The following is a 25,172-nucleotide window of genomic DNA, read 5'->3' on the forward strand; positions in this document are numbered from 1 at the left end:
TATCTGGGAGTGCTGGCTCGGGCTGAGTTCGACGCCCCGTCGGAGAGAACGACTGGTTCGGGCGGCCGGTGTCAGACGGTGACGGTGACCTTCTGCTCGATGTTGCCGCGGGTGGCCTTGGAGTACGGGCAGAACTCGTGCGCCTTGTTCGCCAGCTCCTGGGCCTTCGCCTCGTCGACACCGGGAATGGAGACGTCGATCGCCACGGTCAATCCGAAGCCGCCGTCGGCGGGGTCCTTGCCGATGCCGACGGTCACGTTCACGGTCGAGTCGTCGGGCACCGGGCTACCGGCTGCCTTCGACGTGGCTCGTAGAGCTCCGAGGAAGCACGCCGCGTAGCCGGCCGAGAAGAGTTCCTCCGGATTGGAGCCGTCGCCGCTGCCGCCCATCTCCTTCGGCGGTCGGAGGTCGAGGTCGATCTGGCCCGAGGCCGAGACCACCTCACCGTCGCGTCCGCCGCCGGATGCCTTGGACGAAATGGTGTAGACGGGTTCGATTGCCATCGGAGGTCCTCCTGGGTTCAGGTGGTGGATGTTCGGCTCTGTAGAACCAACGTTCTGTCCAACCGACCTGTACCCGGATTCATTCCGATCAAACCGCCTGGTGGCGGGGGTTACAAACCTGACGCCGAATGTCAGCAGCGATACGACACTCTCGTGTCAGCGGCGATACGACACTCTCGTGTCAGCGGCCGCGCATCATGCGAGTCGGCTTCATCCGGGTCGACTCCGGCAGCCAGGTGTTGACGGACCGACGCGCGGTGAGAAGTGCCGCGATCACCAGCAACGCGAACTGCACCCAACTGAGAACGACCATCGTCGACGAGATGTCGGGATAACGGAAGAGGAGGTCGACGCCGACCGGGATGCAGAGGAGATGGACCACCACGGCGGCGAGGAAGAAGTTGCGGCAGTGTCGGCTGTGGTGGGTCACTGCGGCCACCAGGAGCAGGTACTCGATCACCAGGACGACGACGATCATGACCAGCATGAACGGCGGGAAGAACCCGGCCAGCGTCTCGACCTGGTCCTCCGGTGCGGAGTTGGCCGGGTCGGTCACGACCCCCTCGAGAAGGCGCTGCCGCAGGTCGTCGGTGATGGTGCCGAGGTTGAAGAAGCCGTAGATCGCCAAGATCAGCCCGATGACCGCCGCACCCCACCAGACGACGCGGGCGTGGAGTGCCAGGGCCGCCGGCGGGCTGCCCGGGTCGGACGGTCGCGGCGGGTAGAGCGCCGCCTGGTCCCGGTCACGCGACGAGCGTTCCAGCGCGGCGAGATCCTCGGCGTCGAGCTCGGCCTGGGTCGGGATGCGTTCGGGGTCTCGATCGTGGGGGTCCCCCGGCCCGTGCGGATCGTTCATTCCTCGATCCTGCCATCCGGGCCTCGGGAACGGACAGGGCCCGCCGGAGCTCTGCCGGCGGGCCCTGTCGTGTTCTGTTCTGTTCGACTACTTCCGGAACTCGCCGAGGACGAACTCCATGCCGGGCAGGAACGTGCCGAGCATCGGGACCACGTGGTTGACGATCGACTTGGTCAGGATCGGCGGCGTCGGGTCCGTGACGAACCGGACGTCGGCCCCCTGTGCCCGCCAGTCCGCGGCGAGCTGGGCGACCTGACCGTGCGGGATCACGTCGTCGTTGAGGCCACCTTCGAGGAAGACCGGCGCGTTCGGCTTGAGGCGACCGATGCGCTGTTCGCCGACGACCTTCTGCACCTCCGGCGACCGTGCGATCACCGCGGAGAGTGTCTCACCGGTGCGGGTCCAGTTCCTGGTCTGCTGGAAGCCGAAGGCGGGGATGATGTCACCGATGCAGCTCGTCGAGATCTGCTTCAGCGCAGCCTTTCCGGATGCGTTGGTCTCCCGCTTCACGACGTCGGCGACCACCGGGTACCGCTGCGTGAGGCCGTTGACGGCGAAGCCGATGGCGCCGGCGATGGTGCTCCCGTCGATGGCCGGGATGACCTTCTCCAGGTCGGCGGGCGGCGCACCGGCATAACTGGCACGGACGTTCAGTTCCGGTGCATAGGTCGCCGCGAGTTCGGCCGCGGAGGCGGCGGCGCCACCGCCCTGTGAGTAGCCGACGAAACCGACCGGCGCGTCGACCGGGGCACCGGACGCACGCAACGCGGCCCGCGCGCCGTCGAGCATGGCGTGACCGGTCTCCGAGCGGTTCACGTAGGTGTGGATGCCCGGGGTGCCCATGCCGATGTAGTCGGTGACGAAGACCCGCACACCGTTGAGCAGCATGTAGAACATCTCCGGAGCGGTGTAGTTCACGCCGATACTGGGCTTGGTGACATCGACCGACATCGGCAGGCTCATCAGCTTCGACGCCGCGCACTGGTCGCCCTGACCGATGGTGCCCGGGCCGACGACGACGGTCGGGCGCGGACCCTTCCCGGTCCACGGCGCGGTCGGCTCGACGACGGTCCCGGTGACCGCGGCAGGCTTTCCGTCCTGGTAGGTCGAGGTGTACATGACCTTGCGTGCTGTGCCCGGCCACTGATTCGGCGCACCCGGGATCTGGAGGAGCAGCGGGATCTGCTGGCTCCGGATCACCGAGCCGGGATCGGTCGCGAAGGATGCCGGCGGCGTGTAGAAATCGGCCGCACTCGCGTCCGGCGCCGGACTGATCACGGCGGCCGCACAAGCCGCAGCCACCGCACCCGCAATCGTGGTCTTTCGCAGGCGTGACCTGCGGCGCGACCCAACGCTCGTTCCCGACTTCAGCTTCATGGGCGAGTAACCTACCCCACAGTAAGTTGAGTCAGGTGACTGGGTCCTCATTCGCATCGTGACCATCCGCGCCGCCACCGAAAACCGCCCCCGGGATCCGCCCTCCACAGTGGACCCGACGACACCATGTCGCCGGCTCTGCTGGTGAGGGTCGATCCCAGGGGCGGTTCCGAGGGGCGCTTTTCAGCGGGACGCTTCCCAGGGGCGCTTTTCAGCGGAGCGTCAGCCCGGTCAGATCACCACACCGAGGGCCAGCACGACGACCAGACCGCTCACCGACAGCAGGGTCTCCATCATCGACCAGGTCTTGAAGGTCTGGCCGACGGTCATGCCGAAGTACTCCTTGACCAGCCAGAAGCCCGCGTCGTTGACGTGCGACAGGAAGACCGAGCCGGCGCCGATCGCCAGGACTACCAGGGAGACCTCACCCGAGCTCAACCCGTCGACGAGTCCGAGCATCAGCGACGATGCGGTGATGGTCGCGACGGTCGCCGAGCCGGTGGCCAGGCGGATCAACGCCGCGAGCACCCAGGCGAGGACCAAGACCGGGACGTTCGCGCCGGTGGCCCAGTCGGCCAGCAGCGTGCCGATGCCCGTGTCGACGAGAACCTGCTTGAATCCGCCACCGGCAGAGACGATCAGCAGGATGCCCGCGATGGCGGGCAGCGCCGCACCGGTGCACTTCGAGATGGTCTCGCGGTCCATCCCCGAGCCACGGCCCAGGGTGAACATCGCGACGACGACCGCGATCAGCAGGGCGATCAAGGGCGTGCCGAGGATGTCGAGCACGCGGCGCAGGAGCTGGTCCTCGTCGTCGATGAAGATCTCGGCGAGCGCCTTGCCCAGCATCAGGACGACGGGCAGCAGAACGCTGAACATGGTGATACCGAAGGACGGCCGCTTGGTGGTCGGGCCGTCGTCGGGATCGACGTCGAAGGTCGTCGGCGCCTGGACCGTCACCCACTTGCCGGCGAGGGTGCCGAACAGCGGACCCGAGACGATGATCGTCGGGATGGCAACGGCGACACCGAGTGCGAGGGTCAGGCCGAGATCGGCGCCGAGGGCGTCGATCGCCACGAGCGGGCCCGGATGCGGCGGCACGAAGCCGTGCATGGCCGAGAGACCGGCGAGCGCGGGGATGCCGATGGGGATCAGACCCAGGCCCGAGCGTCGGGCAACCAGATAGATGACCGGCATCAGGAGGACGAGGCCGATCTCAAAGAACATCGGCAGACCGATGATCGCGCCGACGAGCGCCATCGCCCACGGCAGCATGCGCGGGGAGGCATGGCCGACGATCGTGTCCACGATCTCGTCGGCACCCCCGGAGTCGGCGAGCAGCTTCGCGAACATCGCACCGAGCGCGATGAGGATGCCCACACCGGCTGCGGTGGAACCGAATCCGGTGGTGAAGGACTCCAGGACCGTCGGGATCGACTCACCCGCGACGATGCCGACCGTGGCACCGCCGCCGACCAGTGCGAGGAACGGATGGACCTTGGCGACCGTGATCGCGACGACGATGACCGCGATACCGGCCAGAGCCGCGACGACGAGCTGCCAACCCGGCGCGACCGGTTCGGGCAGATCCGCACTCGCGGCGAGGATCGTGGTGGTCGACAACATGTTCAGTTCTCCTCGCCGTCGGGGAGCGACGCGACCAGTTCGTCGACGATGGCGTCTACGCTCTGGTCCACGTCGACGGTCAGGCCGCGTTCGTCGGATGTCAGGGGTTCGAGGGTCTCGAACTGGGATCGCAGCAGCGCCGTCGGCATGAAGTGCCCCGGCCGCGATGCCTGCCGGCGGGCGATGACCTCGACCGAGCCGGCGAGGTGCGCGAACAGCACCGACGGCTCGTGCCCGCGGAGACGGTCACGGTACTCGTGCTTGAGCGCGGAGCAGCTCATCACCCCGCCGTCACCGTGTTCGGCCAGCCAGACCCCGATGGACTCCAGCCACGGACGACGGTCGTCGTCGTCGAGCGGTTGACCAGCCGACATCTTGGCGATGTTCTCCGCCGAATGGAAGTCGTCGGCGTCCGCGAACGGAACGCGTAGACGCTGCGCCAACGCGGCTCCCACGGTCGACTTCCCCGACCCGGAAACACCCATAACGACCACCGGTGATCGCATGCCAACTCCTCCACATCGCTGTGCTGCTGATCACGGAGACTGCCTCAATAGTCATACTTATGCAAGTCCCTCTCGTGTTAAGTACGCACATTTGCGTCAGACGCCGCTAATGAGAAGATGAAATGGTGAGTCGGAGCACAGGTGGGACCACAGAGCGCCATGACGAGACCCTCGCTGCCATCGGCCGGCGCATCGTCTCGGGGACGCAACCGGCGGGCAGCGTTCTGACGCTCGACGCCATCTGCACCGAGCACGGGGTGTCGCGGACCGTGGCGCGCGAGGTGATCAAGGTCCTCGAATCGATGGGACTCGTCGAGTCGCGACGCCGGGTCGGCATCACCATCCAGCCGCGGACCCGGTGGAGCGTCTTCGACCCCCGACTCATCCGGTGGCGTCTCGACGGCGCGGACCGGACGGAGTTCCTCGCGACCCTGTCGGAACTACGACGCGGATTCGAGCCCGTGGCGGCCGCGCTGGCGGCCGAACGCGCCAACGAGCACCACTGCCGCATCCTCGCAGCCGCGGTGTCGGACATGTCGGTTCACGGACGCACCGGCGACCTTCAGTCATACCTGCTGGCGGACAAGGTCTTTCACCGCACCCTGCTCGAGGCGAGTGGCAACGAGATGTTCCGGTCGCTGGCCGACGTCGTCGGCGAGGTCCTGGCCGGCCGAACCCATCACGGGATGATGCCGCCGACCCCGAACCCGGCAGCCATCGCCCTTCACGACGACGTGGCGAGAGCAATACGCCTCCGCGACCCGGAGGCCGCGGAGGCGTCTATGCGCGAGATCATCACCGAGGCGGCGGCTGCCGTCTCCGATGACCCTCCGCTGCCTGAGGTGCGAGCGGAGCGAGCCCCCTCGCTGCCTGAGGTGCGAGCGGAGCGAGCCACGAAGGCTTAGACCAGAAGCTCGGCGATCTGAATCGTGTTGAGCGCAGCACCCTTTCGGAGGTTGTCACCCGAGACGAAGAGCGCGAGGCCGCGGCCGTCCGGAACACCCGGATCCTGACGGATGCGACCCACGAGGGAATTGTCCTTGCCGGCAGCGGCGAGCGGCGTCGGCACGTCGGCGAGCTCGACTCCGGCTGCGGCACCGAGGATCTCCTGGGCGCGAGTCACCGACAGCGGCTCGGCGAATTCCGCGTTGATCGACAGCGAGTGGCCGGTGAACACGGGCACGCGCACGCAGGTTCCGCTGACGAGCAGTTCGGGGAGACCGAGGATCTTGCGCGACTCGTTGCGCAGCTTCTGATCCTCGTCGGTCTCGCCGGTGCCGTCGTCGACGAGCGAACCGGCAAGTGCCACAACGTTGAACGCGATGGGTGCGACGTACTTGTTGGGGGCCGGGAAGTCGACGGCCGAGCCGTCGTGGACCAGCTTCTCGGCGTCACCGGCGACAGCGCGCACCTGCCCGGCGAGTTCCTCGACACCGGCCAGACCACTACCGGAGACCGCCTGGTAGCTCGAGATGATCAGGCGCTGCAGTCCGGCTGCGTCGTGCAGCGGCTTGAGCACCGGCATGGCGGCCATGGTGGTGCAATTGGGGTTGGCGATGATGCCCTTGGGCGGGTTCTTCGCCAGCTCGCCGTTGACCTCCGAGACCACCAGCGGCACATCGGGATCCTTGCGCCACGCCGACGAGTTGTCGATGACGGTGACGCCGGCGGCGGCGAACCGCGGCGCCTGCTCACGGGACATCGTGGCGCCTGCGGAGAAGAGGGCGATGTCGAGACCGGCCGGATCGGCGGTCGCCGCATCCTCCACCACGATCTCCCCGTCGCCCCACGGCAGCTTCTTGCCCGCCGAACGCGGCGACGCGAAGAAACGCACCTCGTCGGCCGGGAAGTTGCGCTCTGCCAGCAGGGTTCGCATGACGGCGCCGACCTGACCGGTCGCGCCGACGACTCCGAGACGTACACCCATGGTTATCGGCCCGTTCCTGCGTAGACGACGGCTTCCTCTTCGCCACCGAGATCGAAGGCGGCGTGCAGTGCGCGCACGGCGTCGTCGAGTTCGGTGTCGCGGCACAGCACCGAGATGCGGATCTCCGAAGTGGAGATCAGCTCGATGTTCACGCCGGCCTCACTGAGGGCCTCACAGAAGGTGGCGGTGACGCCCGGGTGCGACTTCATGCCGGCACCGACGAGCGAGACCTTGCCGATGTGATCGTCGTACAGCAACTCGGTGAAGCCGATTTCCTCCTGCAGCTTGGTGAGCTTCTCGACACCCAGCGGGCCGAGCTCGCGCGGCAGGGTGAAGGTGATGTCGGTCTTTCCGGTGTCGACCTTCGAGATGTTCTGCAACACCATGTCGATGTTGATCTCGGCGTCGGCGACGGCGCGGAACACCTTGGCGGCGTAGCCCGGCTTGTCGTCGAGACCCACGACGGTGATCTTGGCTTCGCTGCGATCGTGTGCGACGCCGGTGAGAATGGCTTCTTCCACGGGAATGTCCTCCATCGATCCGGTCACCACGGTGCCGGGTTTGGTCGAGTACGACGAGCGCACGTGAACGGGAACGTTGTACCGGCGGGCATATTCCACGCACCGCAGCATCAGGACCTTCGCGCCACACGCCGCGAGTTCGAGCATCTCCTCGAAAGAGACGGTGTCGAGCTTCTTGGCGTCGGAGACGATGCGCGGATCGGCGGAGTACACGCCGTCGACGTCGGTGTAGATCTCGCAGACGTCGGCCTCGAGGGCCGCCGCCAGCGCGACGGCGGTGGTGTCGGAGCCACCGCGTCCGAGGGTGGTGATGTCCTTGGTGTCCTGCGAGACACCCTGGAATCCGGCGACCAGCACGATCTTGCCGTCGTCGAGTGCGCTGCGAACGCGGCCCGGTGTGACGTCGATGATCTTGGCCTTGCCATGAGAGCTCGTCGTGATGACGCCGGCCTGCGAGCCGGTGAACGACTGAGCATGTGCACCAAGCGAACTGATGGCCATCGCCACCAGTGCGTTGGAGATGCGCTCACCCGAGGTCAGGAGCATGTCCATCTCGCGCGCCGGGGGCGCCGGATTCACCTGCTGGGCGAGGTCGAGCAGTTCGTCGGTTGTGTCGCCCATCGCCGAGACGACGACGACAACGTCGTTGCCCTGCTTCTTCGTCTCGACGATGCGCTCGGCAACGCGACGGATGCGTTCGGCCGTTGCGACCGAGGATCCGCCGTACTTCTGCACCACGAGGGCCACGTCGAGTTACCTCCCGCCGGCTCGTGCGCCGGTTCGATAGACGTCAGCTTGCTTCGGACAACCTTACCGGGCAGGAGGGTGCAGGCCTGACCTGGTCACCGGCATTCTGTGATCCGACGCACACGGCACGTCGCCTGTGGTCGCCGGCGACAACCTAGGATTCCACGGGTGGCCACCCCAACCGATGTCGACGATCCGGGCCGTCCTGATCCCGATCCGGGCACCGGCGGAGTCGACGGCAGGCCGATCTCCCCGGGCGGTTCGACACCGGTTCGGCGCCCCGCCGACCCGCGGCCTCCGTTCGCCGACGTGGTCCGCCGGTACCGCTGGTGCATCGACGCCCTTGTCGTCTATCTCGTCATCCGCGCGATCGGCATTCTCACGCTCGCACGGTTCGCGGACCTGCGCGACACGACGCTCGGCAAGGCCCTCACCGTGTGGGACGGGCAGTGGATGCTGGCGATCGCCACCCACGGATACGACGGAGTGCCCGCGAGCCTGACCGACGCGCGCGGAATCCACACCTCCGACACCGCATTCGCTTTCTTCCCCGGCTACCCGTACCTGGTCGGGTACCTCGCGAAGCTGCCCGGCGTGACGCCGTTCGGTGCGGCGCTGACCCTCAATCTCGTCCTCGGATGCATCGCCGCGATCGGCGCGGCCCGCCTCGGCATGGTCTGTGCGCGGCTGATGTCGCGGTGCTCCCCCATCGGCCCCGCCCCCGAACGCGCCACCGGGCTGTTCCTGGTGGTGCTGTTCGCGGCGACGCCGATGTCGATCGTACTCAACATGGCCTACACCGAGGCCATGTTCTGCGCCCTCGCGACGTGGGCACTCGTCGGAATCCTGGAGAAGCGATGGCTGCTGGCCGGGGTGATGGCCGGCCTCTGCGGCTTCTGCCGGCCGACCGCCGCCGTCATCATCGGCGTGGTCATCCTCGCCGCGATCGTGTTCCTGTGGACCGGCCGCAGCTCCACCGAGGTGACCGGCGCGGACCGTGTGCGCGCCGCCGCGGCGATCGCGCTCAGTCCTCTGGGCTATCTCACCTATCTGGGCGTCGTGTGGGCCCACACCGGTTCGCCGACTGGATGGTTCCGCATCCAGACCGACGGTTGGGACACCGAGTTCGACTGGGGCGTCGCCGCATTCAACTTCGTCAACGAACAGCTGGTGAACTCCGCAGAGGTCGCTCCGACTGCGACGTCGTGGATCGTCCTGAGCACCCTCGTGATGCTCGCCGTGGCGGTGTGGGCGCGTCTGCCGTGGCCGGTGCTGTTGTTCGGTTCACTGCTCGTCGCCCAGATCGTGCTGTCGAGCGGGCTGATGATGAGCAGGCCGCGACTCCTGTTGCCCGCCTTCGTTCTTCTCATCCCCCTCGCGATGACCCTCGCCCGGGCGCGGCCGGCGGTCGCCGGCCTCGTCGTCGTGCCGATCGTCGTCGGCAGTTCATGGTTCGGCGCGCACATGCTGACGGTGTTCCCGCACGCCATGTGACCGCAAGCCAAGCGGCCCGATCCGCTTCGGGCCCGGTGTCTCAGTGCGCTGCAGCGACGAAACCCGCGCAGAGGTAGCCGATTCCGGCGTCGAGCCGGGCGCGTGGGTCCAACAGGTGTGCGGCGTCGGGACGTCCGGCGAGGCGGGCGACGTGTTCGGGCACCGCGACATCGGAGCGTCCGGCGATCACGTCGGACAGCCGGACCGACGACACCTCGGACTCGCCCCGGACCTGATCGTCGATCAGCTGGTCGCCGACCGCCATCAGTGCGACGCCGTGGACGAAACTCCACACGGTCAGCGCCATGTCGGTGGCGCGTTCGATGCCGACCCCGAGTTCGAGGAAACCCGCGGACAGCCAGTCGAGGCATTCCAGTGAGGCCTCGCCATAGCTGAGGCGGGGTGACGAGTAGGCCAGCACCACCCATGGGTGCCGCTGGTACAGCTCCCAGTCGACGTCGACGGCGATCCGGACCCGCTCCTGCCACGACGGCGCGTCGTCGTAGGGGTAGGGATAGCGCTGCGTGACCTCTTCGGACATCGCCAGCAGGAGCGCCTCCTTGTCGGCGACGTGCCGGTAGAGCGACATCGCCCCGACCCCGAGCTCGTCGGCCACTCGCCGCATCGAGAGGCCGTTGAGTCCCCGTGCGTCGGCGATCCGGATCGCGGCGTCGACGATGACCGCCGGCGACAACTTGGTCGTGCCAGATGTCACCTGCACATCCTTCCTGCTCACGACCGGGAATAAATGGATTGCGTACAGCGTACTCACCTGGCGTACGCTTTCTCGCGTACACCGTACGCAACCCACCGGCGAAACCATCGAGGAGCACATCGTGTCCACCCGTCTCGGCACGTCTGATCGGCAGCTTCCGGGGACTGCCGACCGACGAACCTGGCTGGGACTCGCGGTGCTCACGCTGCCCGTGTTCCTGGTGTCGATGGACGTCTCCGTCCTCTACCTCGCGATCCCCTCGATCACCGACGCCCTCGCACCGTCGGCGGCCCAGCAGCTGTGGATCCTCGACATCTACGGGTTCCTCATCGCCGGCCTGCTGATCACGATGGGCAACCTCGGCGATCGCATCGGACGACGCCGCATCCTGCTCGCCGGGGCCGCGGTGTTCGGCGGTGCCTCGATCCTCGCCGCCTTCGCGCCGACCGCCGGGATCCTGATCGCCGCGCGCGCCCTGATGGGTGTCGGCGGGGCGACCCTGATGCCGTCGAGCCTGTCGCTGATCGCCAACATGTTCTCCGACGATCGCGAGCGCGGTCGCGCCATCGGCGTGTGGACGGCTGCCTTCGCCGGCGGCGCCGCGGTCGGCCCGGTCATCGGCGGCGTGCTTCTGCACCACTTCTGGTGGGGCTCGGCCTTTCTCATCAACGTGCCGGTGCTGGCCGCCCTCCTCATCCTCGGTCCCCGACTCATCCCCGAATACAAGGCGCCCTCGACAGCACGGTTCGACGTGCTCGGCGTCGTGCTGTCGATGGCCGGCATCCTGCCTGTCGTCTATGCGATCAAGACCCTCGCGAGCGACGGCGCCGACGCGGGCGTCATCGTCATCGGACTCGCGGGTCTGGCGCTTCTCGCCGGATTCGTGGTTCAGCAACGTCAGTCCGCGGCCCCGCTCCTCGACCTCAAGCTCTTCCGGAACGCCCACTACGTCGGTGCGATCTCCGTGGCCCTCGTCGGCATGATGGCCCTGGGCGGCATGTCCTACCTGACCGGCGTCTACCTGCAGTCGGTGATGGGTCACGACGTCCTCGCCGCGGCTGTGGCCGGACTCCCGATGGCCATCGCGGTGGCGGTGTTCTCGATCGGCGCCTCCCGGATCGCGACGATGGTCGGCACCCGTGCCGCATTCCTCGGCTCGATCGTGCTGGCGGCAGCGGGCAACTTCGGACTGCTCGCACTGACCACGTCGTCGCCGATCTGGGTCTACCTCGTCTTCACGTTCATCGCCGGCATCGGCTACGGCATCCAGTTCAGCCTGGTGTCGGTCGTCGTGGTGGGCGCGGTCCCGCCGGAGCGGTCGGGCTCGGCATCGGGCATCTCGGAGACGAGCTTCGAGCTTGGCAACGCCCTCGGCCTCGCTCTGTTCGGTTCACTCGCCACACTGGTGTTCCGCGGACATCGCGACGGCTGGTCATTCGGCGACACACTCGGTGAGACGCTGCATCGCGCCCTGGAGATGGGCGTCCAGGGAGACGGCCTCGCGGCCGCGGCCCGGCAGTCCTACGTCGACGGCATGCACGCGGCGTCCCTGGCGATCGGGATCTCGATGACCGTTCTCGGCATCGGGGTGTTCTTCGCGATGCGCAAGCCGCTGCAGCCCTGGACCGCAGATGCCGTGACCGCAGATGCCCGGACCGACACCGACGACTCCGAGGCACCGGCGCCACTACCCTCGACCGAGTGCATGAACTGATCGAAGGACGGTGGAGCGCGCGGGGGTACGACCCCGCCGCCACCATCTCCGTCGCGAACCTCACGACCATCGTCGACGCCGGACGATGGGCCCCCACCTGGGGACGCATGCAGCCGGTCCGGTTTCTCGTCGGCCGACGCGGTGACGCGACCTTCGAGACCCTCACCGGCGTCCTGACCCGTGGAAACGCCGGCTGGGCGCCGAGGGCGGCCGCGCTGGTCCTGGTGTGCACCACCGATCGGCCGGACGATCCGAAGGAACACACCTACGCGGCGGTCGACGTGGGTCTCGCGGTGTCGCAGATGATCCTGCAGGCCGAGGCGCTCGGCTTCAACGGGCATCCGATGGCCGGCTTCGATGCCGCCGCCGCTACCGAGGCCTTCGACATCCCCGCCGGCCAGAGACCCCTCGTCCTGCTGGGGATCGGCACGCTCGCCGAGGACACCGCGTCGTTGCCCGAGGACATCCGCGAGCGTGACGAACGCCCGCGGACCCGCCTTCCGCTGGACGAGGTCGCGTTCGCCGGGCAGTGGGGACGACCCGCATTCACCACACCCGAGACGTGAAACGTCCCCGCCGCGACCGATGATCGCGACGGGGACGTCGTCGTCGGGAGGCGTGTATCCGTCTCCGACGTCAGCCGACGAGCTCGGGCTCCTGCTCGATCCGCTCGACCTCGGCACGCATGGCCTTGTCCTTGGTCTCCACGATCAGGATCGTGCAGACCACGCTGATCGCGGACAGGCCTGCCAGCAGGACACCCACCCAGATCGCGCCGGGTCCGGCGATCAGCGGGGCGGCGATCAGCGGCGGGATGGCTCCGCCGAAGATCCCGGCGAGGTTGTAGCCCATGCCGGCACCGGTGTAGCGGTAGCGCGCCTCGAACAGTTCGGGGAGCAGCGCACCCGCCGGACCGTAGGCGATGCCGAAGATCAGCAGGGTGCCGATCAGTCCGACGACGAAGGCAAAGCCGCCACCGATCTCGAGGATCGGGAACAGGACCAGCGCCCACGGGATGGCGATGATGCACGAGGTCAGGATGACCCGGCGTCGACCGACCCGATCGGACCACATGGCCGACGCGGCGGTTGACAGACCGAAGACGATCGCGGCGACCATGCCCGCGCTGAGGACGAAGGTGCGGGACAGGTCGAGGCTCTTGGTTCCGTAGTTCGTCAGGAACGCCGTGCCCATGTAGAAGAGCGAGAACAGGCTCGCCAGCGCACCGCCGGCGATGAGGATCTCCTTCCACTGGTAACGGAAGGCGTCCATGAAGGGCAGTGCGGGACCATCCGACTTCTCGGCTTCGAGCGCCTTGCGACGCTGCGCTTCCTGGAATACCGGGGTCTCGGCGACGGCGAGCCGCACCCAGAGGCCGACGGCGACGAGAGCGAACGACAGGATGAAGGGGATGCGCCAGCCGTAGTCGAGGAAGGCCGAGCTGGTCTCGCCGAGGGTCAGCGAGGCGATGAGGAAGGTCAGACTCGACAGGAAGAAGGCGAACGCCGGTCCCAGCTGCGGGAACATGGCGTACAGACCCCGCTTGCCGGGGGGTGCGTATTCGGCCGTGAGCAGCGTGGCGCCGGCCCACTCACCGCCCACGGCGAAGCCCTGCAGGAATCGCAGGACGACGAGGGCTATGGGGGCCGCGATCCCGATCCCCGATTCGGCTATGCCGAAGACGCCGGTCTCGTATCCCGGGAGGAGTCCGATCGCCACGGTCGCGATGCCCATGATCAGCAGCGTCCAGACGAGGGTCCGCTTTCGACCGATCCGGTCACCGAAGTGCCCGAACAGCATGGCGCCGACCGGACGTGCGAAGAACGCCACGGCGAAGGTCGCGAAGGATGCGATCGTGCCGGTCACCTCGTCGGCTGCCGGGAAGAACACCGTCGGGAAGACCAGCGCGGCCGCGGTTCCGTAGATGAAGAAGTCGTAGAACTCGATGGTCGTGCCGATGGAGCTGGCGGCCGCGACGCGTCGGAGGCTGGTGGGCTTCGCGTCGGGCGGCGTCTGGGGGTCCGGCGGTAAGTCAGCGCGAGGCGGATCGGCGGGGATCGTGGTCACTGGCGTCGTCCTTCTGTGCAGGCGGCCGCGTCGTGGTTGAGCGGCTCTGTCGAAGACCGGGCACGAAGCCCGTACACCTCACCCGGCACGGGAATGAGTTCCGTCACTCGCCGCGGCGGGTGAGACGCATGTCATAGCTTCGACGCGACTGCCGATACCCGGCACCCCCCGAAGAGGGGGTCAGGCCACGATGGCCGTCGCCTCGATCTCGACCAGCACCTCCGGCTCGTACAGCGCCTGCACCCCGATGAGCGTGGCCGGCGGCATCGGTGTGGGTAGTCCGACCTCGTCGGCCACGGCCTCGATCCCGGCCATGAAGTCCCCGATCTTCGCCGGTTCCCAGTCCGTCACGTACACCGTCAGACGCACGACGTCACCGAAATCCGCGCCCGCACCGTGCAATCCGCGGGCGACGTTCCGCAACGCCTGGGCGACCTGCCCGGCGAGGTCGGCCGGGATCGGTGTGCCGTCACCGGTGTGCGCGACCTGCCCGGCGAGGTACAGGTGTCGGGTACCGATCCCCACGGCGACGTGGTGGTACGGGGCGTCGGGCAGCATGCCTTCGGGGCTGGAGAGCGTGACGGTCATCGGTTCCTCCTGGTAGGTGCAAGTATCGTTTGTATACTTGGTGCCGTTCGGTTACTTCAACGAAACCAGGTCTCATGCCCGATACCCCTGCACCCACACCGCCCTCGTCGAGGGCCGACCACGAACTGAGGATCGACGCCGCGTCCCGCGAGTTGCTGGGGCAGGTTCTCGACAAGTGGTCCCTGAGCGTGCTCAACGAACTGTGCGAGGCGCCATCTCGGTTCAACGACCTACGCCGCGCCATTCCGGCGGTGTCGCAGAAGTCGCTCACCAGCACGCTGCGCCGCCTCGAACGCAACGGCATCGTCGAACGCCGGATGCTCAGCACGCGGCCGGTCTCGGTCGAGTACCGGATCACGCCGTTGGGCAAGACCGTTCGCGAACCGATCGACGGACTCCTGTCATGGGCGGCAACACATCTGCCGGCGATCGACGCCGCCCGACAACGGTTCGACGACGAGGTCCTCGGCCCGGGCGACAAGCCCTGATCACACCCCCGCCTCCCGACCGGCGATGCCGCAGGAATACGCTGTCACCTGCACCTTTGGTCTCGATAGCACCGAGGAGTACAGTCGAGCGCATGCAGCGTGCACTCCTTCTCGGTTGCCGCGGCGGGGTCTGACACGACCGGCCCTCCGTCGCGGGGCCCAATCACGCGCCGGTCACTTTCCTTCCAGACACGGAGAATGACCACTCATGGCACCAGCAGACACCTTCACTTCCGGCGCCAGCCGAATCGTCGAGCCGAACGGCCCGATTCCCGCTGACCAGCCCGTATGGAATCCGCAGCGCAATTCTGCGATGCCGGTTCACCGCTACCGTCAGTTCGCCGACGAGGTCGAGACGATCTCGCTGCCCGACCGCACCTGGCCCGACAAGGTCATCACCAAGGCGCCGCTGTGGTGCGCCGTCGACCTGCGTGACGGCAACCAGGCACTGATCGACCCGATGAGCCCGGCGCGCAAGCGTCGCATGTTCGACCTGCTGGTCCGCATGGGCTACAAGGAGATCGAGGTCGGTTTCCCCTCGGCGAGCCAGACCGACTACGACTTCGTCCGCGAGATCATCGAGGACAACGCGATCCCCGCCGACGTCACCATCCAGGTGCTGACGCAGTGCCGTGAGGAACTGATCGAGCGCACCTTCGAGGCCTGCCGCGGTGCCGCGAACGTCATCGTGCACTTCTACAACTCCACCTCGGTGCTGCAGCGCCGCGTGGTCTTCCGTGCCGACAAGCCGGCCATCGTCAAGATCGCCACCGACGCCGCCCACAAGGTGCTCGAGGTGGAGAAGAACTACCCCGACACCAACTGGCGCTACGAGTACTCGCCGGAGTCCTACACTGGCACCGAGCTGAGCTTCGCCAAGGAGGTCGTCGACGCGGTCACCGAGATCATCGCGCCCACCCCCGAGAAGCCGATGATCGTCAACCTGCCGGCGACCGTCGAGATGGCCACGCCGAACGTCTACGCCGATTCGATCGAGTGGATGCACCGCAACCTGGCCCGTCGCGACTCGATCATCCTGAGCCTGCACCCCCACAACGACCGCGGAACCGGTGTCGCCGCAGCCGAACTGGGCTACCAGGCCGGCGCCGACCGCATCGAGGGCTGCCTTTTCGGCAACGGTGAGCGCACCGGCAACGTCTGCCTGGTGACCCTGGGCATGAACATGTTCAGCCGCGGCGTCGACCCGCAGATCAGCTTCTCCGACATCGACGAGATCCGTCGCACCGTCGAGTACTGCAACCAGTTGAACGTCCCCGAGCGCCACCCGTACGGCGGCGACCTGGTCTTCACCGCCTTCTCCGGCAGCCACCAGGACGCCATCAACAAGGGCCTGGACCAGATGAAGTACGACGCCGACGACGCCGACTCCGATGTCGACGACATCGTCTGGGCCGTACCGTATCTGCCGATCGACCCGAAGGACGTCGGCCGCAGCTACGAGGCCGTCATCCGCGTGAACAGCCAGTCCGGCAAGGGCGGCGTCGCGTACATCATGAAGGCCGACCACGGCCTCGTGCTGCCGCGTCGACTGCAGATCGAGTTCAGCCGCGAGATCCAGAAGATCACCGACGGCGAGGGCGGCGAGGTCAATCCCAAGGAGATGTACGACGTCTTCGCGGAGAACTACCTGCAGCCGATCTGGCCGCTGGAGCGCATGCGCCAGAAGGTCGACGCGGCCGAGGTCGACGGCGGCGAGGACCACATCACCGCCGTGGTGAAGATCGAGGGCAACGAGCGCGAGATCACCGGCTCGGGCAACGGCCCGCTGGCCGCCTTCGTCGACGCCCTGAGCACCGTCGGCTACGACGTCCGCGTCCTGGACTACACCGAGCACGCACTGACCGCCGGCGGCGACGCCAGCGCGGCAGCGTATGTTGAGACCGAGGTCAACGGTGAAACCGTGTGGGGTGTCGGCGTGGCGTCGTCGATCACCACCGCGAGCCTGCGCGCCGTGGTCTCCGCGGTCAACCGCGCCTACCGCGTCACCTCGACCCCGCCCGCCGAGGCCGAGGCCGCCCCGCGCACCTGGGCCCCGTAGAGGCTCCCGGGTAACCGACAATCGAATACATCTCCGGCTGATGGGCCGGGACCACGTCGACGGGTGATCCTCGTCCGGGGTCCCGGCCCATTGCGCATCTTCGTGCCAGTCCCCCGCGAAACACGGCACAACGCCGACATACCTCCCGGCGGGTTCTTGGATACGGTTGCCGCATGGGAGCCACGACAACCCGGGAGTTGTATCTGGAGACCGGCCTGGCCGTCCTCGCCGATTCCGGATACAGCGCGTTGAAGCTGTCCGAGGTGTGCAACCGGCTCGGGGTGACCAGCGGCTCGTTCTATCACTTCTTCAAGAACTGGTCGGACTACACCACCCAACTGATCGACCACTGGTTGGACTCGCGCACCCAGGTGGAAGTCGCTGCCGTGCAGTCCGAACCCGACCCGCTGCGCCGGATGGTCGAGCTCATCGAGTTCGCGGTGGCCCTCCCCCACAGCGCCGAAGCCGCGATCCGCACGTGGGCCGCGATGGACCCGGACGTCGGCAAGGTCCAGCAGGCCGCCGACCGTTCCCGATACGACGTGGTCTTCGACATCGCCATGGAGCTCCTCGACGACCGGGTCGCCGCGCATCGGTATTCGAGCTGGGCCAATTTCATCCTCACCGGATATGAGCAGACCACTCTTCCCGACGACCGTGAGGCCCTCCGGTGGGCGGCCGAACAGTTCATCACGTCCCTGGCGGATGCGGCCCGGAACCGGGGTGAGCGGCAGGTCGTGACGACGGACGGACGACCCCAGACGCCGGTGGACGCCCACGACTGACCTGTCGTACCGGCATCCCGCACCCTCGGGCGGGAACAATCCGGACCGTGGTTTCATTTACCGATCATGAAGAAGATCGGTTTCCTGTCGTTCGGTCACTGGTCGGAGTCGCCCGGATCGCAGGTCCGCACGGCCGCCGACACATTGCTGCAGTCGATCGACCTCGCCGTGGCGGCCGAGGAACTGGGCGCCGACGGCGCGTACTTCCGGGTGCATCACTTCGCGCGGCAGCTGGCGTCTCCGTTCCCGCTGCTGTCGGCGATCGGCGCCAAGACCAGCCGCATCGAGATCGGCACCGGTGTCATCGACATGCGCTACGAGAATCCGCTGTACATGGCCGAGGATGCCGGCGCAGCCGACCTCATCGCCGGCGGGCGTCTGCAGCTCGGTATCAGCCGTGGGTCCCCCGAGCAGGTCATCGAGGGCTACAAGTATTTCGGCTATGTCCCGCCGGAGGGTTCCACCGACGCCGACATGGCCCGCCAACACACCGAGGTGTTCCTCCGCGTCATCGAGGGCGGTGGCTTCGCCCGCCCCAACCCGCGACCCATGTTCCCGAACCCGCCAGGCCTGTTGCCCATCGAGCCGCAGTCGCCCGGTCTCCGCGACCGCATCTGGTGGGGTGCCGGTACCCGCGCGACCGCGGAATGGACTGCGCAGCAGGGCATGAACCTGATGTCGTCGACGCTGCTGACCGAGGACACCGGCGTCCCGTTCCACCAGCTCCAGGCCGAGCAGATCCACCGCTTCCGCAAGGCCTGGGCCGACGCCGGTCACCCACATGAGCCACGGGTCTCGGTGAGCCGCAGCATCTTCGCACTCGTCGACGACCGTGATCGGGCCTACTTCGGCCGCGGTGGCGATGAGTCCGATCAGGTCGGCGTCATCGACAACAGCGTCGCCCGGTTCGGCCGCAGTTACGCCGACGAGCCGGACAAGCTCATCGAGCAGCTGCGCGAGGACGAGGCGATCGCCGCGGCCGACACTCTGCTGCTGACCGTGCCCAACCAGCTCGGGGTCGAGTACAACGCACACGTCATCGAGTCGATCCTCACCCACGTGGCGCCCGCGCTCGGTTGGCGCTGAGTTCGGCCATCGGCGAATTCGCCACGCGAACGACCGCACTCCCATAACGTCACGAGCGATCCCCGTCCCCACCCCGAGGAGTACTCACCCATGTCCGAAGTGATCGTCGTCGCCACCATCTCGCCGAAGCCCGGCGAGGAGCAGGCCGTCCGCGACGCAGTGTTGGCCGCCATCCCCGAGGTGCACGGCGAGCCCGGCTGCGGCAAGTACGCACTGCACGAGGCCACCGGCGACTCGACCGACCTGGTCATGATCGAGCGCTGGGAGTCCTTCGAGGCGCTGGCCACCCACGGCGGCGCACCGGCGCTGACCGAGCTCGGCAAGAGGATCGGGCCGCTGTTGGCCGGCCCGCTCGACGTGAAGACGTTCTCCCCCGTTCCCGCAGGTGACGCCGACAAGGGCGCGGTCTGACCTGGTGAACCGTCGACGCCCCCGCTCCGTATTCGACGGGGCGGGGGCGTCGTCTCTAGTCAATTCCCGCCGCGCCTGTTGATTCGCCGGACGGGCGCGTGCTACACCTGTATAACGATCGTTAGATAAAGTGATGGGCGCCATGCTGGGTCCGCACCGGTTCGCGACACCCCACGGGGAGGAAACCTCTATGCCCGATGCCACGATCACCGAACGTGTCTGACTCAGCGAAAGCCGCTGCCGGAAAACGGTTCACGGTCGACACCGAGGGATTGGACTGGCGACGGCGCGAGCCGGTACCGCTGCCGACGACCCTCGTCGCAGCGAAGCGCGCGTTCTACGAGCGCGGGTTCCACGGAACCTCGATCCGCGACATCGCGTCGCGCGCCGGGGTGTCCCTGCCGACCCTCTACTACCACCACGACAACAAGCTCGGCATCCTCGTGGAGTTGCTCGAAGCGGCGATGACGTCGGTCCTCGCCTGGGTCGGAGCGGCGATCGAGGAAGGGCGCACGCCGAGCGAGAAGCTGTCGAACGCGATCGAGTCCATCGTTCTGCACATGACCAGCGATCTCGAGCTGGCAAGTGTCGCAAGCGAGTTCCGCCATCTCGACCCGGAGGACCCGCGCCGCGAGCCCTACATCGCGATGCGGACCGAGACCGAGAACATGCTCGCCGATGTCATCCAGGCAGGCCTGGACTCGGGCGAGTTCCGATTCGACCAGGACGTCAAGGACGTCCTGCGCTATCTGTTCGGCGCCTGCCAGGCGGTCACCACCTGGTACCGCCCGTCCGGTGCTCGCACACCCGCCGAGGTCGCGGCGTCCTACGCCTCGATCGCACTGCGGGTCGTGGGTGCACAGGACACGAACAACAACGACTGACACAACGAGTTACGGTCCACGAAAGGGAGAAAATCCATGAAGCGCAAGATCTTCGAAGACGAGCACGAGGCCCTGCGGGAAACCGCGCGCAACTTCCTGATCCGCGAGTGCGGTCCGTACAACGAGGAATGGACCAAGGCCGGTCAGGTCGACCGTGAGATCTTCAAGAAGGCCGGCGACGCGGGCCTGCTGGGCTTCAACATCCCGGAGGAGTACGGCGGCGGCGGCGCCATGGACGACTTCCGCTTCAACGCGGTCGTCGTCGAAGAGTTCGCCAAGTTCGACGGCGCAGCTCCCGGCCTGAGCCTCCAGAACGACGTCGTCGCACCGTACTTCGTCCACCTGGCCAACGACGAGCAGAAGAAGCGCTGGATGCCGGGCATCGCCACCGGTGAGACGATCCTCGCCGTCGCGATGACCGAGCCGGGTGCCGGATCGGACCTCGCCGGCATCAAGACCTCGGCGAAGCTGGAGGGCGATCACTATGTCCTCAACGGCAACAAGACCTTCATCTCGTCGGGCATCAACTCCGACCTCGTCGTGGTCGTGTGCCGCACCAACCCGGACCCCGCGGCCGGCCACAAGGCGTTCTCGCTGCTGGTCGTCGAGCGTGGCATGGAGGGTTTCGAGCGCGGTCGCAAGCTCGACAAGATGGGCCTCAAGGCGCAGGACACCGCCGAGCTGCACTTCAACAACGTGCGCGTCCCGGTCGAGAATCTGCTCGGCCAGGAGGGCATGGGCTTCTACCACCTCATGCAGAACCTGCCGTCCGAGCGTCTGTCGATCGGCATCGGTGCGATCGCCGGTGCACGCGCGATCTTCGAGGAGACCCTGCAGTACACCAAGGACCGCAAGGCATTCGGTCGTCCCATCGGCACCTTCCAGGCGAACCGCTTCACGCTCGCCGAGATGGCCACCGAGCTCGACATCGCCGAGGTCTACATCGACCGCTGCCTCCAGGGTGTGCTCGACGGTGAACTCGACGCCATCGACGCCTCCAAGAACAAGTGGTGGTGCACCGAGCTCGCCAAGCGCGTCATCGACAGCTGCCTGCAGCTGCACGGCGGCTACGGCTACATGAACGAGTACCGCGTGGCCCGCGCCTACACCGATGCCCGCATCCAGACGATCTTCGGTGGCACCACCGAGATCATGAAGGACATCGTCGGCAAGAGCCTGGGCGTCTGATCCCGAAATCGAATCACAAGGTCGGTGGGTCACGCGAAATGCGTGGCCCACCGGCCTGTTTCGTTCACTGACCGTGTTCGGCGCCCACGGCCGTCAGGTGTTCGACGACCTGCTGGACCGCCGATCGGGACCGTGGCCGCGCCAACGCCTCGTACACCCGGGCCGCCCGAACCCCTTTGAGTTCCAGACGTTTCACCCCCGGATGACGGACGGCGAACCGCGGCATCAGTGCGATCCCGTGACCGCCGGCGACGAGCGCCTCGATGGTGGTGAAGTCCAGCATGCGTTGGGTGACCCGGGGCGCGACCCCGGTCACCGCTGAGATCGACTGCAGCACATCGTCGACCGGGAATCCTCCCTCGACGCTGATCCAATCATGTTCGGCGAGCTCGGACACCGCCACCTCGTCGGCATCGGCGAGCGGACTGTCGACGGGGACGATCACGTCGACCGGTTCGCGCATCAGCTCGGCGACCCACACGCGCGACTGGTTGACCGCGGGTGTCCGCTCGTCCCGGTGGGTCACGACGACGTCGAAATCCGCGAGAGCAGGGGCGGCGTCGGAGTATCCGACGTCGAGATGGAAGGCGTGCACTTCGATCCCGGATTCGGCGGCCCGATCGAGCACGGTCGGCAGCAACAGCGTCGACCCCGACGGGAACATCGCGAGCCGCACCCGCGCCCGGCCCGACCGATACGACGCCATCTCCTCCTGCGCTCGTTCGACCGCGGCGATCACCTCGTCGGCGCGCAGGACCAGCGCGCGACCCGCCTCGGTCAGCCTGATGCGCCGGCCCTCGGGTTCGAACAGCGGCACACCGGCCTCGTCGGCCAGGACCTTCAACTGCTGCGACACCGCCGACGGTGTCATGTGCATCGCGTCGGCGACCGCGCCGATCGACTCACGATCGGCGAACTCACGCAACAACCGCAGCCGACGGACCTCCATGCGCCAAAGGTACCGACAAACCGGGCCCTACAAGGAATGTCTCCACCCCCGTATCCGTTGTGCGGATCATGGCAACACAAGACGTGACCCTGGAAACCTTCCAACCCACCATCGAGGCCGACGGCATCGTCCTGCTCGACTTCTGGGCGAGCTGGTGCGGCCCGTGCCGCATGTTCGGCCCCGTCTTCGAGAAGGCCTCCGAGACCCACTCCGACATCTTCTTCGGCAAGATCGACACCGAGGCGGAGCAGCAGCTCGCCGGGAGCCTTGGCATCCAGTCGATTCCGACGCTGATGGCCTTCCGTGACGGCATTCTCGTGTTCAACCAGCCGGGTGCGCTCCCCGCCGCACAGCTCGAGGAGCTCATCGGCGCGGTCGAGGCACTCGACATGGACGACGTCCGGGCGAAGGTCGCCGCCGCACAGCAGTGAACCGCTGATGCGCACACAGGAAGGATTGTTCAGTAGATCTGAACAATCCTTCCGTTTAAATTCGATTGTTCTTCATCACGGCGACTCGGACGATGGTGACCATGTCGATTCGTGACCGGTTGCTCGCCCTCTGTGTCGTGTTCTTGTGGGGACTGAACTTCGTAGCGATCCACCACGGTCTCGAACACTTCCCACCGTTTTTCCTGGCTGCGTTGCGTTTCGCCGTGATGGCGATCCCGGTCATCCTGTTCGTGCGTTTTCCGAAGGTCCGACTCAAGTGGTTCTTCGTCTACGTGGCGGGGTTCGGGTCTGTGCAGTTCATGTTCCTGTTCCTCGCGATGAGCCTGGGGATGCCGGCCGGACTCGCATCGCTCGTCTTGCAGACGTCGGCGCCCTTCACGGTGATCCTCGGCGTGCTGTTCCTGCGTGAGCGGATGACGGTCGCCCAGGTGGTGGGCCTGCTCGTCGCCGTCGGCGGCATGGGCCTGATCGCCTTCGACCGGGCCACCGGCAGCGACATCGGTGTGGCCGCACTCCTCCCGATCGGACTCACCATCCTCGGTGGCCTCAGCTGGGCGATCGGCAACATCGGCGGCCGGCTGGCGCAGCCCGACGACTCGTTCCGCATGACGATGTGGATGGCCGTCGTCGCGACTCCGCCGCTCTATCTCGCGAGTCTGATCATCGAGGGACCGTCTGCGGGCTTCGACGCACTGATGACGATCGGCACGGACACCGGGCTGCGTGCGCTCGGCGGACTCGTCTACCTGGCCGCGCTGGGGACGCTCGTCGGCGCGGGCCTGTGGACCGTGCTCCTCAGCCGCAACGACGCGAGCCGGGTGTCGCCGATGTCGCTGCTGGTGCCCGTCGTGGGCATCAGCGCGTCGTTCGTCTTCCTCGGCGAGGTCCCGACGGTCGGCGAGATCGTCGGTGCGGTGATCGTCGTCAGCGGCTGCGCCGTCGGCGTGATGGCCCGGCCGCAGTCACGCAGACGCCGGCGGCTTGCGGCGGAGGCTGCAGCAACAAGCACAGCAACCACCGGTACAGCCACCCCAGGCCCCACCACGAACACGGCGTCGGCAGCCGACGACGACCTGACGTGCGCCGCAACAGCTGCCCGCGAGCGCTAGCCGGCGATCTCCTCCTGGCCCGCCGACGACGCCTCGTCGAGGGCTCTCCGGACCTCCGCACACATCCGGTCGACCGCCGCGCGGGCTCCGGAGCTGATGAGGGTCATGTTGATGAACCCGTGGATCATCGACCCCTCCCGACGCAGCGTGACCGGAACCCCCGCCTCTTCGAGCCGCTTGGCGTAGGCAAGGCCTTCGTCACGCAACGGGTCGAAGCCGGCGACGACGACGTGCGCCGGCGGCAGTCCGCTGAGATCGTCGGCGAGCAGCGGCGAACAGCGCGGGTCCTTGCGCTGCCCGACGTCGGGCACGTAACGATCGTTGAACCACTCGATGCCGTCCGCGGTCAGGAAGAAGCCGGTCGCGAACTCACGCCGCGACGGTGTGTCCGCGGTGGCGTCGGTTACCGGGTAGATCAGCAGCTGGAAGACCGGCGTGATCGGCTCGTCGCGGACGAGTCGTGCGACCACGGTCGCCAGGTTGCCGCCCGCGCTGTCACCGGCGACGACGATCCGCTCGGGGTCGAGACCCCACCGCGGTGCCACGTCGACGGCGAAGTGCCACGCCGCGACGGCGTCGTCGACTCCGGCGGGGAACGGGTGCTCGGGTGCGAGCCGGTACTCGACCGACAGGACGTCCAGTCCGGTGCCGTGGGCGAGCCGGCGCACGAAGGTGTCGTGGCTGATGCGGCTGCCCGTGACGTAGCCACCGCCGTGGTAGTAGACGATCAGCCCGTCCGACCGGGTCGACGAGCGATACCGCGTGGCCGGGATCGGGCCGTCCGGGCTGTCGATGACCAGGTCCTCCTCGACCGCCATGGGCGGCAGGTTCTCCGCCATCGACGCGCCGCTCTCGTCGGTCGCGAAGCGTGACCGGGCAACCTCGCCCGCGAACGGGTTGAGGCCGGGGACGTGCTGGTTGGCCCAGCCGATCGCGGCGAGTTCGGGCGCCACGCGTTCACCGTCGGAGTTCACCGGCGCCCGCCGACCGAGGACCGACATCGCGGCGTCGGGAATCTTTCCCGCGGCGATCAGCACGCCGCGCTGGATTCGTGCGGGCAGGGACAGGCTCAGATGGGTGTCACGGCTCACAGTCGCCGAGCCTACTTGCTGGTCGGCGG

At 67.4% G+C, this 25,172-nt stretch carries 25 protein-coding genes; 13 read left to right on the forward strand and 12 right to left on the reverse strand.

Annotation, left to right across the window (positions count from 1 at the left end; translation table 11 throughout):
- Positions 1 to 71: 71 nt before the first annotated feature.
- The 5 genes from LQD00_RS03335 to LQD00_RS03355 all read right to left on the reverse strand — a co-directional run bounded on the left by LQD00_RS03335 (position 72) and on the right by LQD00_RS03355 (position 4,868).
- On the reverse strand, positions 72 to 503 hold the full coding sequence (locus LQD00_RS03335) for an organic hydroperoxide resistance protein (protein ID WP_005194509.1): 432 nt from the start codon (positions 501 to 503) through the stop codon (positions 72 to 74).
- A 181-nt stretch (positions 504 to 684) separates the two neighbouring features.
- The gene (locus LQD00_RS03340; RefSeq protein ID WP_232715665.1) at positions 685 to 1,359 is read right to left on the reverse strand and encodes a hypothetical protein; all 675 of its coding nucleotides are present in this window, start codon (positions 1,357 to 1,359) and stop codon (positions 685 to 687) included.
- Between the two features lie 87 nt (positions 1,360 to 1,446).
- On the reverse strand, positions 1,447 to 2,736 hold the full coding sequence (locus LQD00_RS03345; protein ID WP_232715666.1) for a lipase family protein: 1,290 nt from the start codon (positions 2,734 to 2,736) through the stop codon (positions 1,447 to 1,449).
- Positions 2,737 to 2,967: 231 nt separating this feature from the next.
- Positions 2,968 to 4,362 carry a GntP family permease gene (locus LQD00_RS03350; protein WP_232715667.1) on the reverse strand — a complete coding sequence of 465 codons (1,395 nt, stop codon included), beginning with the start codon at positions 4,360 to 4,362 and terminating at the stop codon, positions 2,968 to 2,970.
- A 2-nt stretch (positions 4,363 to 4,364) separates the two neighbouring features.
- The gene (locus tag LQD00_RS03355) at positions 4,365 to 4,868 is read right to left on the reverse strand and encodes a gluconokinase (protein WP_232715668.1); all 504 of its coding nucleotides are present in this window, start codon (positions 4,866 to 4,868) and stop codon (positions 4,365 to 4,367) included.
- Between the two features lie 125 nt (positions 4,869 to 4,993).
- On the opposite strand from LQD00_RS03355, the gene LQD00_RS03360 reads away from it, so the two are divergent.
- The gene (locus LQD00_RS03360) at positions 4,994 to 5,773 is read left to right on the forward strand and encodes a FadR/GntR family transcriptional regulator (RefSeq protein WP_232715669.1); all 780 of its coding nucleotides are present in this window, start codon (positions 4,994 to 4,996) and stop codon (positions 5,771 to 5,773) included.
- On the opposite strand, the gene LQD00_RS03365 is transcribed toward LQD00_RS03360, so the two are convergent.
- Together LQD00_RS03365 and LQD00_RS03370 are read right to left on the reverse strand one after the other, a co-directional pair.
- Positions 5,770 to 6,795 carry an aspartate-semialdehyde dehydrogenase gene (locus tag LQD00_RS03365; RefSeq protein ID WP_232715670.1) on the reverse strand — a complete coding sequence of 342 codons (1,026 nt, stop codon included), beginning with the start codon at positions 6,793 to 6,795 and terminating at the stop codon, positions 5,770 to 5,772. The genes LQD00_RS03360 and LQD00_RS03365 overlap by 4 nt on opposite strands.
- Before the next feature lie 2 nt (positions 6,796 to 6,797).
- Entirely contained in the window at positions 6,798 to 8,063 is a 1,266-nt protein-coding gene (locus LQD00_RS03370; protein WP_006866566.1) for an aspartate kinase, read from the reverse strand.
- A gap of 168 nt (positions 8,064 to 8,231) precedes the next feature.
- Here LQD00_RS03370 and LQD00_RS03375 point away from each other — a divergent pair, with 168 nt between their 5' ends.
- Positions 8,232 to 9,557, forward strand: coding sequence for a hypothetical protein (locus LQD00_RS03375; protein WP_232715671.1), 1,326 nt, complete (start codon positions 8,232 to 8,234; stop codon positions 9,555 to 9,557).
- Positions 9,558 to 9,597: 40 nt separating this feature from the next.
- Here LQD00_RS03375 and LQD00_RS03380 read toward each other — a convergent pair whose 3' ends face one another.
- Positions 9,598 to 10,272: a TetR/AcrR family transcriptional regulator gene (locus LQD00_RS03380; protein WP_232715672.1), complete on the reverse strand. Its 675-nt coding sequence runs from the start codon at positions 10,270 to 10,272 to the stop codon at positions 9,598 to 9,600.
- Positions 10,273 to 10,393: 121 nt separating this feature from the next.
- Here LQD00_RS03380 and LQD00_RS03385 point away from each other — a divergent pair, with 121 nt between their 5' ends.
- Both LQD00_RS03385 and LQD00_RS03390 read left to right on the forward strand, forming a co-directional pair.
- A complete protein-coding gene (locus tag LQD00_RS03385; protein ID WP_232715673.1) occupies positions 10,394 to 11,986 on the forward strand; it encodes an MFS transporter in 1,593 nt (530 codons plus the stop codon).
- A complete protein-coding gene (locus LQD00_RS03390; RefSeq protein ID WP_232715674.1) occupies positions 11,974 to 12,552 on the forward strand; it encodes a nitroreductase family protein in 579 nt (192 codons plus the stop codon). The genes LQD00_RS03385 and LQD00_RS03390 overlap by 13 nt, the downstream gene beginning before the upstream one ends.
- Positions 12,553 to 12,622: 70 nt before the next feature.
- Here LQD00_RS03390 and LQD00_RS03395 read toward each other — a convergent pair whose 3' ends face one another.
- Entirely contained in the window at positions 12,623 to 14,053 is a 1,431-nt protein-coding gene (locus tag LQD00_RS03395) for an MFS transporter (RefSeq protein WP_232715675.1), read from the reverse strand.
- Between the two features lie 180 nt (positions 14,054 to 14,233).
- Positions 14,234 to 14,641, reverse strand: coding sequence for a RidA family protein (locus LQD00_RS03400; protein ID WP_232715676.1), 408 nt, complete (start codon positions 14,639 to 14,641; stop codon positions 14,234 to 14,236).
- 74 nt (positions 14,642 to 14,715) lie between these two features.
- On the opposite strand from LQD00_RS03400, the gene LQD00_RS03405 reads away from it, so the two are divergent.
- From LQD00_RS03405 to LQD00_RS03435, 7 genes are all read left to right on the forward strand, one after another.
- The gene (locus tag LQD00_RS03405; RefSeq protein WP_232715677.1) at positions 14,716 to 15,129 is read left to right on the forward strand and encodes a winged helix-turn-helix transcriptional regulator; all 414 of its coding nucleotides are present in this window, start codon (positions 14,716 to 14,718) and stop codon (positions 15,127 to 15,129) included.
- A gap of 208 nt (positions 15,130 to 15,337) precedes the next feature.
- The gene (gene leuA / locus LQD00_RS03410; RefSeq protein ID WP_232715678.1) at positions 15,338 to 17,188 is read left to right on the forward strand and encodes a 2-isopropylmalate synthase; all 1,851 of its coding nucleotides are present in this window, start codon (positions 15,338 to 15,340) and stop codon (positions 17,186 to 17,188) included.
- Between the two features lie 173 nt (positions 17,189 to 17,361).
- The gene (locus tag LQD00_RS03415) at positions 17,362 to 17,973 is read left to right on the forward strand and encodes a TetR/AcrR family transcriptional regulator (protein WP_232715679.1); all 612 of its coding nucleotides are present in this window, start codon (positions 17,362 to 17,364) and stop codon (positions 17,971 to 17,973) included.
- A gap of 66 nt (positions 17,974 to 18,039) precedes the next feature.
- A complete protein-coding gene (locus LQD00_RS03420) occupies positions 18,040 to 19,059 on the forward strand; it encodes an LLM class flavin-dependent oxidoreductase (RefSeq protein ID WP_232715680.1) in 1,020 nt (339 codons plus the stop codon).
- A 90-nt stretch (positions 19,060 to 19,149) separates the two neighbouring features.
- Entirely contained in the window at positions 19,150 to 19,470 is a 321-nt protein-coding gene (locus tag LQD00_RS03425; RefSeq protein WP_232715681.1) for a putative quinol monooxygenase, read from the forward strand.
- A 215-nt stretch (positions 19,471 to 19,685) separates the two neighbouring features.
- Positions 19,686 to 20,354, forward strand: a complete 669-nt coding sequence (locus LQD00_RS03430) for a TetR/AcrR family transcriptional regulator (RefSeq protein WP_006866554.1) — start codon at positions 19,686 to 19,688, stop codon at positions 20,352 to 20,354.
- 36 nt (positions 20,355 to 20,390) lie between these two features.
- On the forward strand, positions 20,391 to 21,542 hold the full coding sequence (locus LQD00_RS03435; protein WP_006358975.1) for an acyl-CoA dehydrogenase family protein: 1,152 nt from the start codon (positions 20,391 to 20,393) through the stop codon (positions 21,540 to 21,542).
- Between the two features lie 64 nt (positions 21,543 to 21,606).
- Here LQD00_RS03435 and LQD00_RS03440 read toward each other — a convergent pair whose 3' ends face one another.
- Positions 21,607 to 22,491, reverse strand: a complete 885-nt coding sequence (locus LQD00_RS03440) for a LysR family transcriptional regulator (protein WP_232715682.1) — start codon at positions 22,489 to 22,491, stop codon at positions 21,607 to 21,609.
- A 68-nt stretch (positions 22,492 to 22,559) separates the two neighbouring features.
- On the opposite strand from LQD00_RS03440, the gene trxA reads away from it, so the two are divergent.
- Together trxA and LQD00_RS03450 are read left to right on the forward strand one after the other, a co-directional pair.
- Positions 22,560 to 22,922: a thioredoxin gene (gene trxA, locus LQD00_RS03445; RefSeq protein ID WP_232715683.1), complete on the forward strand. Its 363-nt coding sequence runs from the start codon at positions 22,560 to 22,562 to the stop codon at positions 22,920 to 22,922.
- A 101-nt stretch (positions 22,923 to 23,023) separates the two neighbouring features.
- Positions 23,024 to 24,052, forward strand: a complete 1,029-nt coding sequence (locus tag LQD00_RS03450; RefSeq protein ID WP_232715684.1) for an EamA family transporter — start codon at positions 23,024 to 23,026, stop codon at positions 24,050 to 24,052.
- Here LQD00_RS03450 and LQD00_RS03455 read toward each other — a convergent pair.
- On the reverse strand, positions 24,049 to 25,143 hold the full coding sequence (locus LQD00_RS03455; protein WP_232715685.1) for an alpha/beta hydrolase: 1,095 nt from the start codon (positions 25,141 to 25,143) through the stop codon (positions 24,049 to 24,051). The genes LQD00_RS03450 and LQD00_RS03455 overlap by 4 nt on opposite strands.
- Between the last annotated feature and the right edge of the window lie 29 nt (positions 25,144 to 25,172).

Origin of the sequence: Gordonia metallireducens (genome assembly GCF_021245825.1) — a bacterium.
Classification (GTDB): Bacteria; Actinomycetota; Actinomycetes; order Mycobacteriales; family Mycobacteriaceae; genus Gordonia; species Gordonia namibiensis.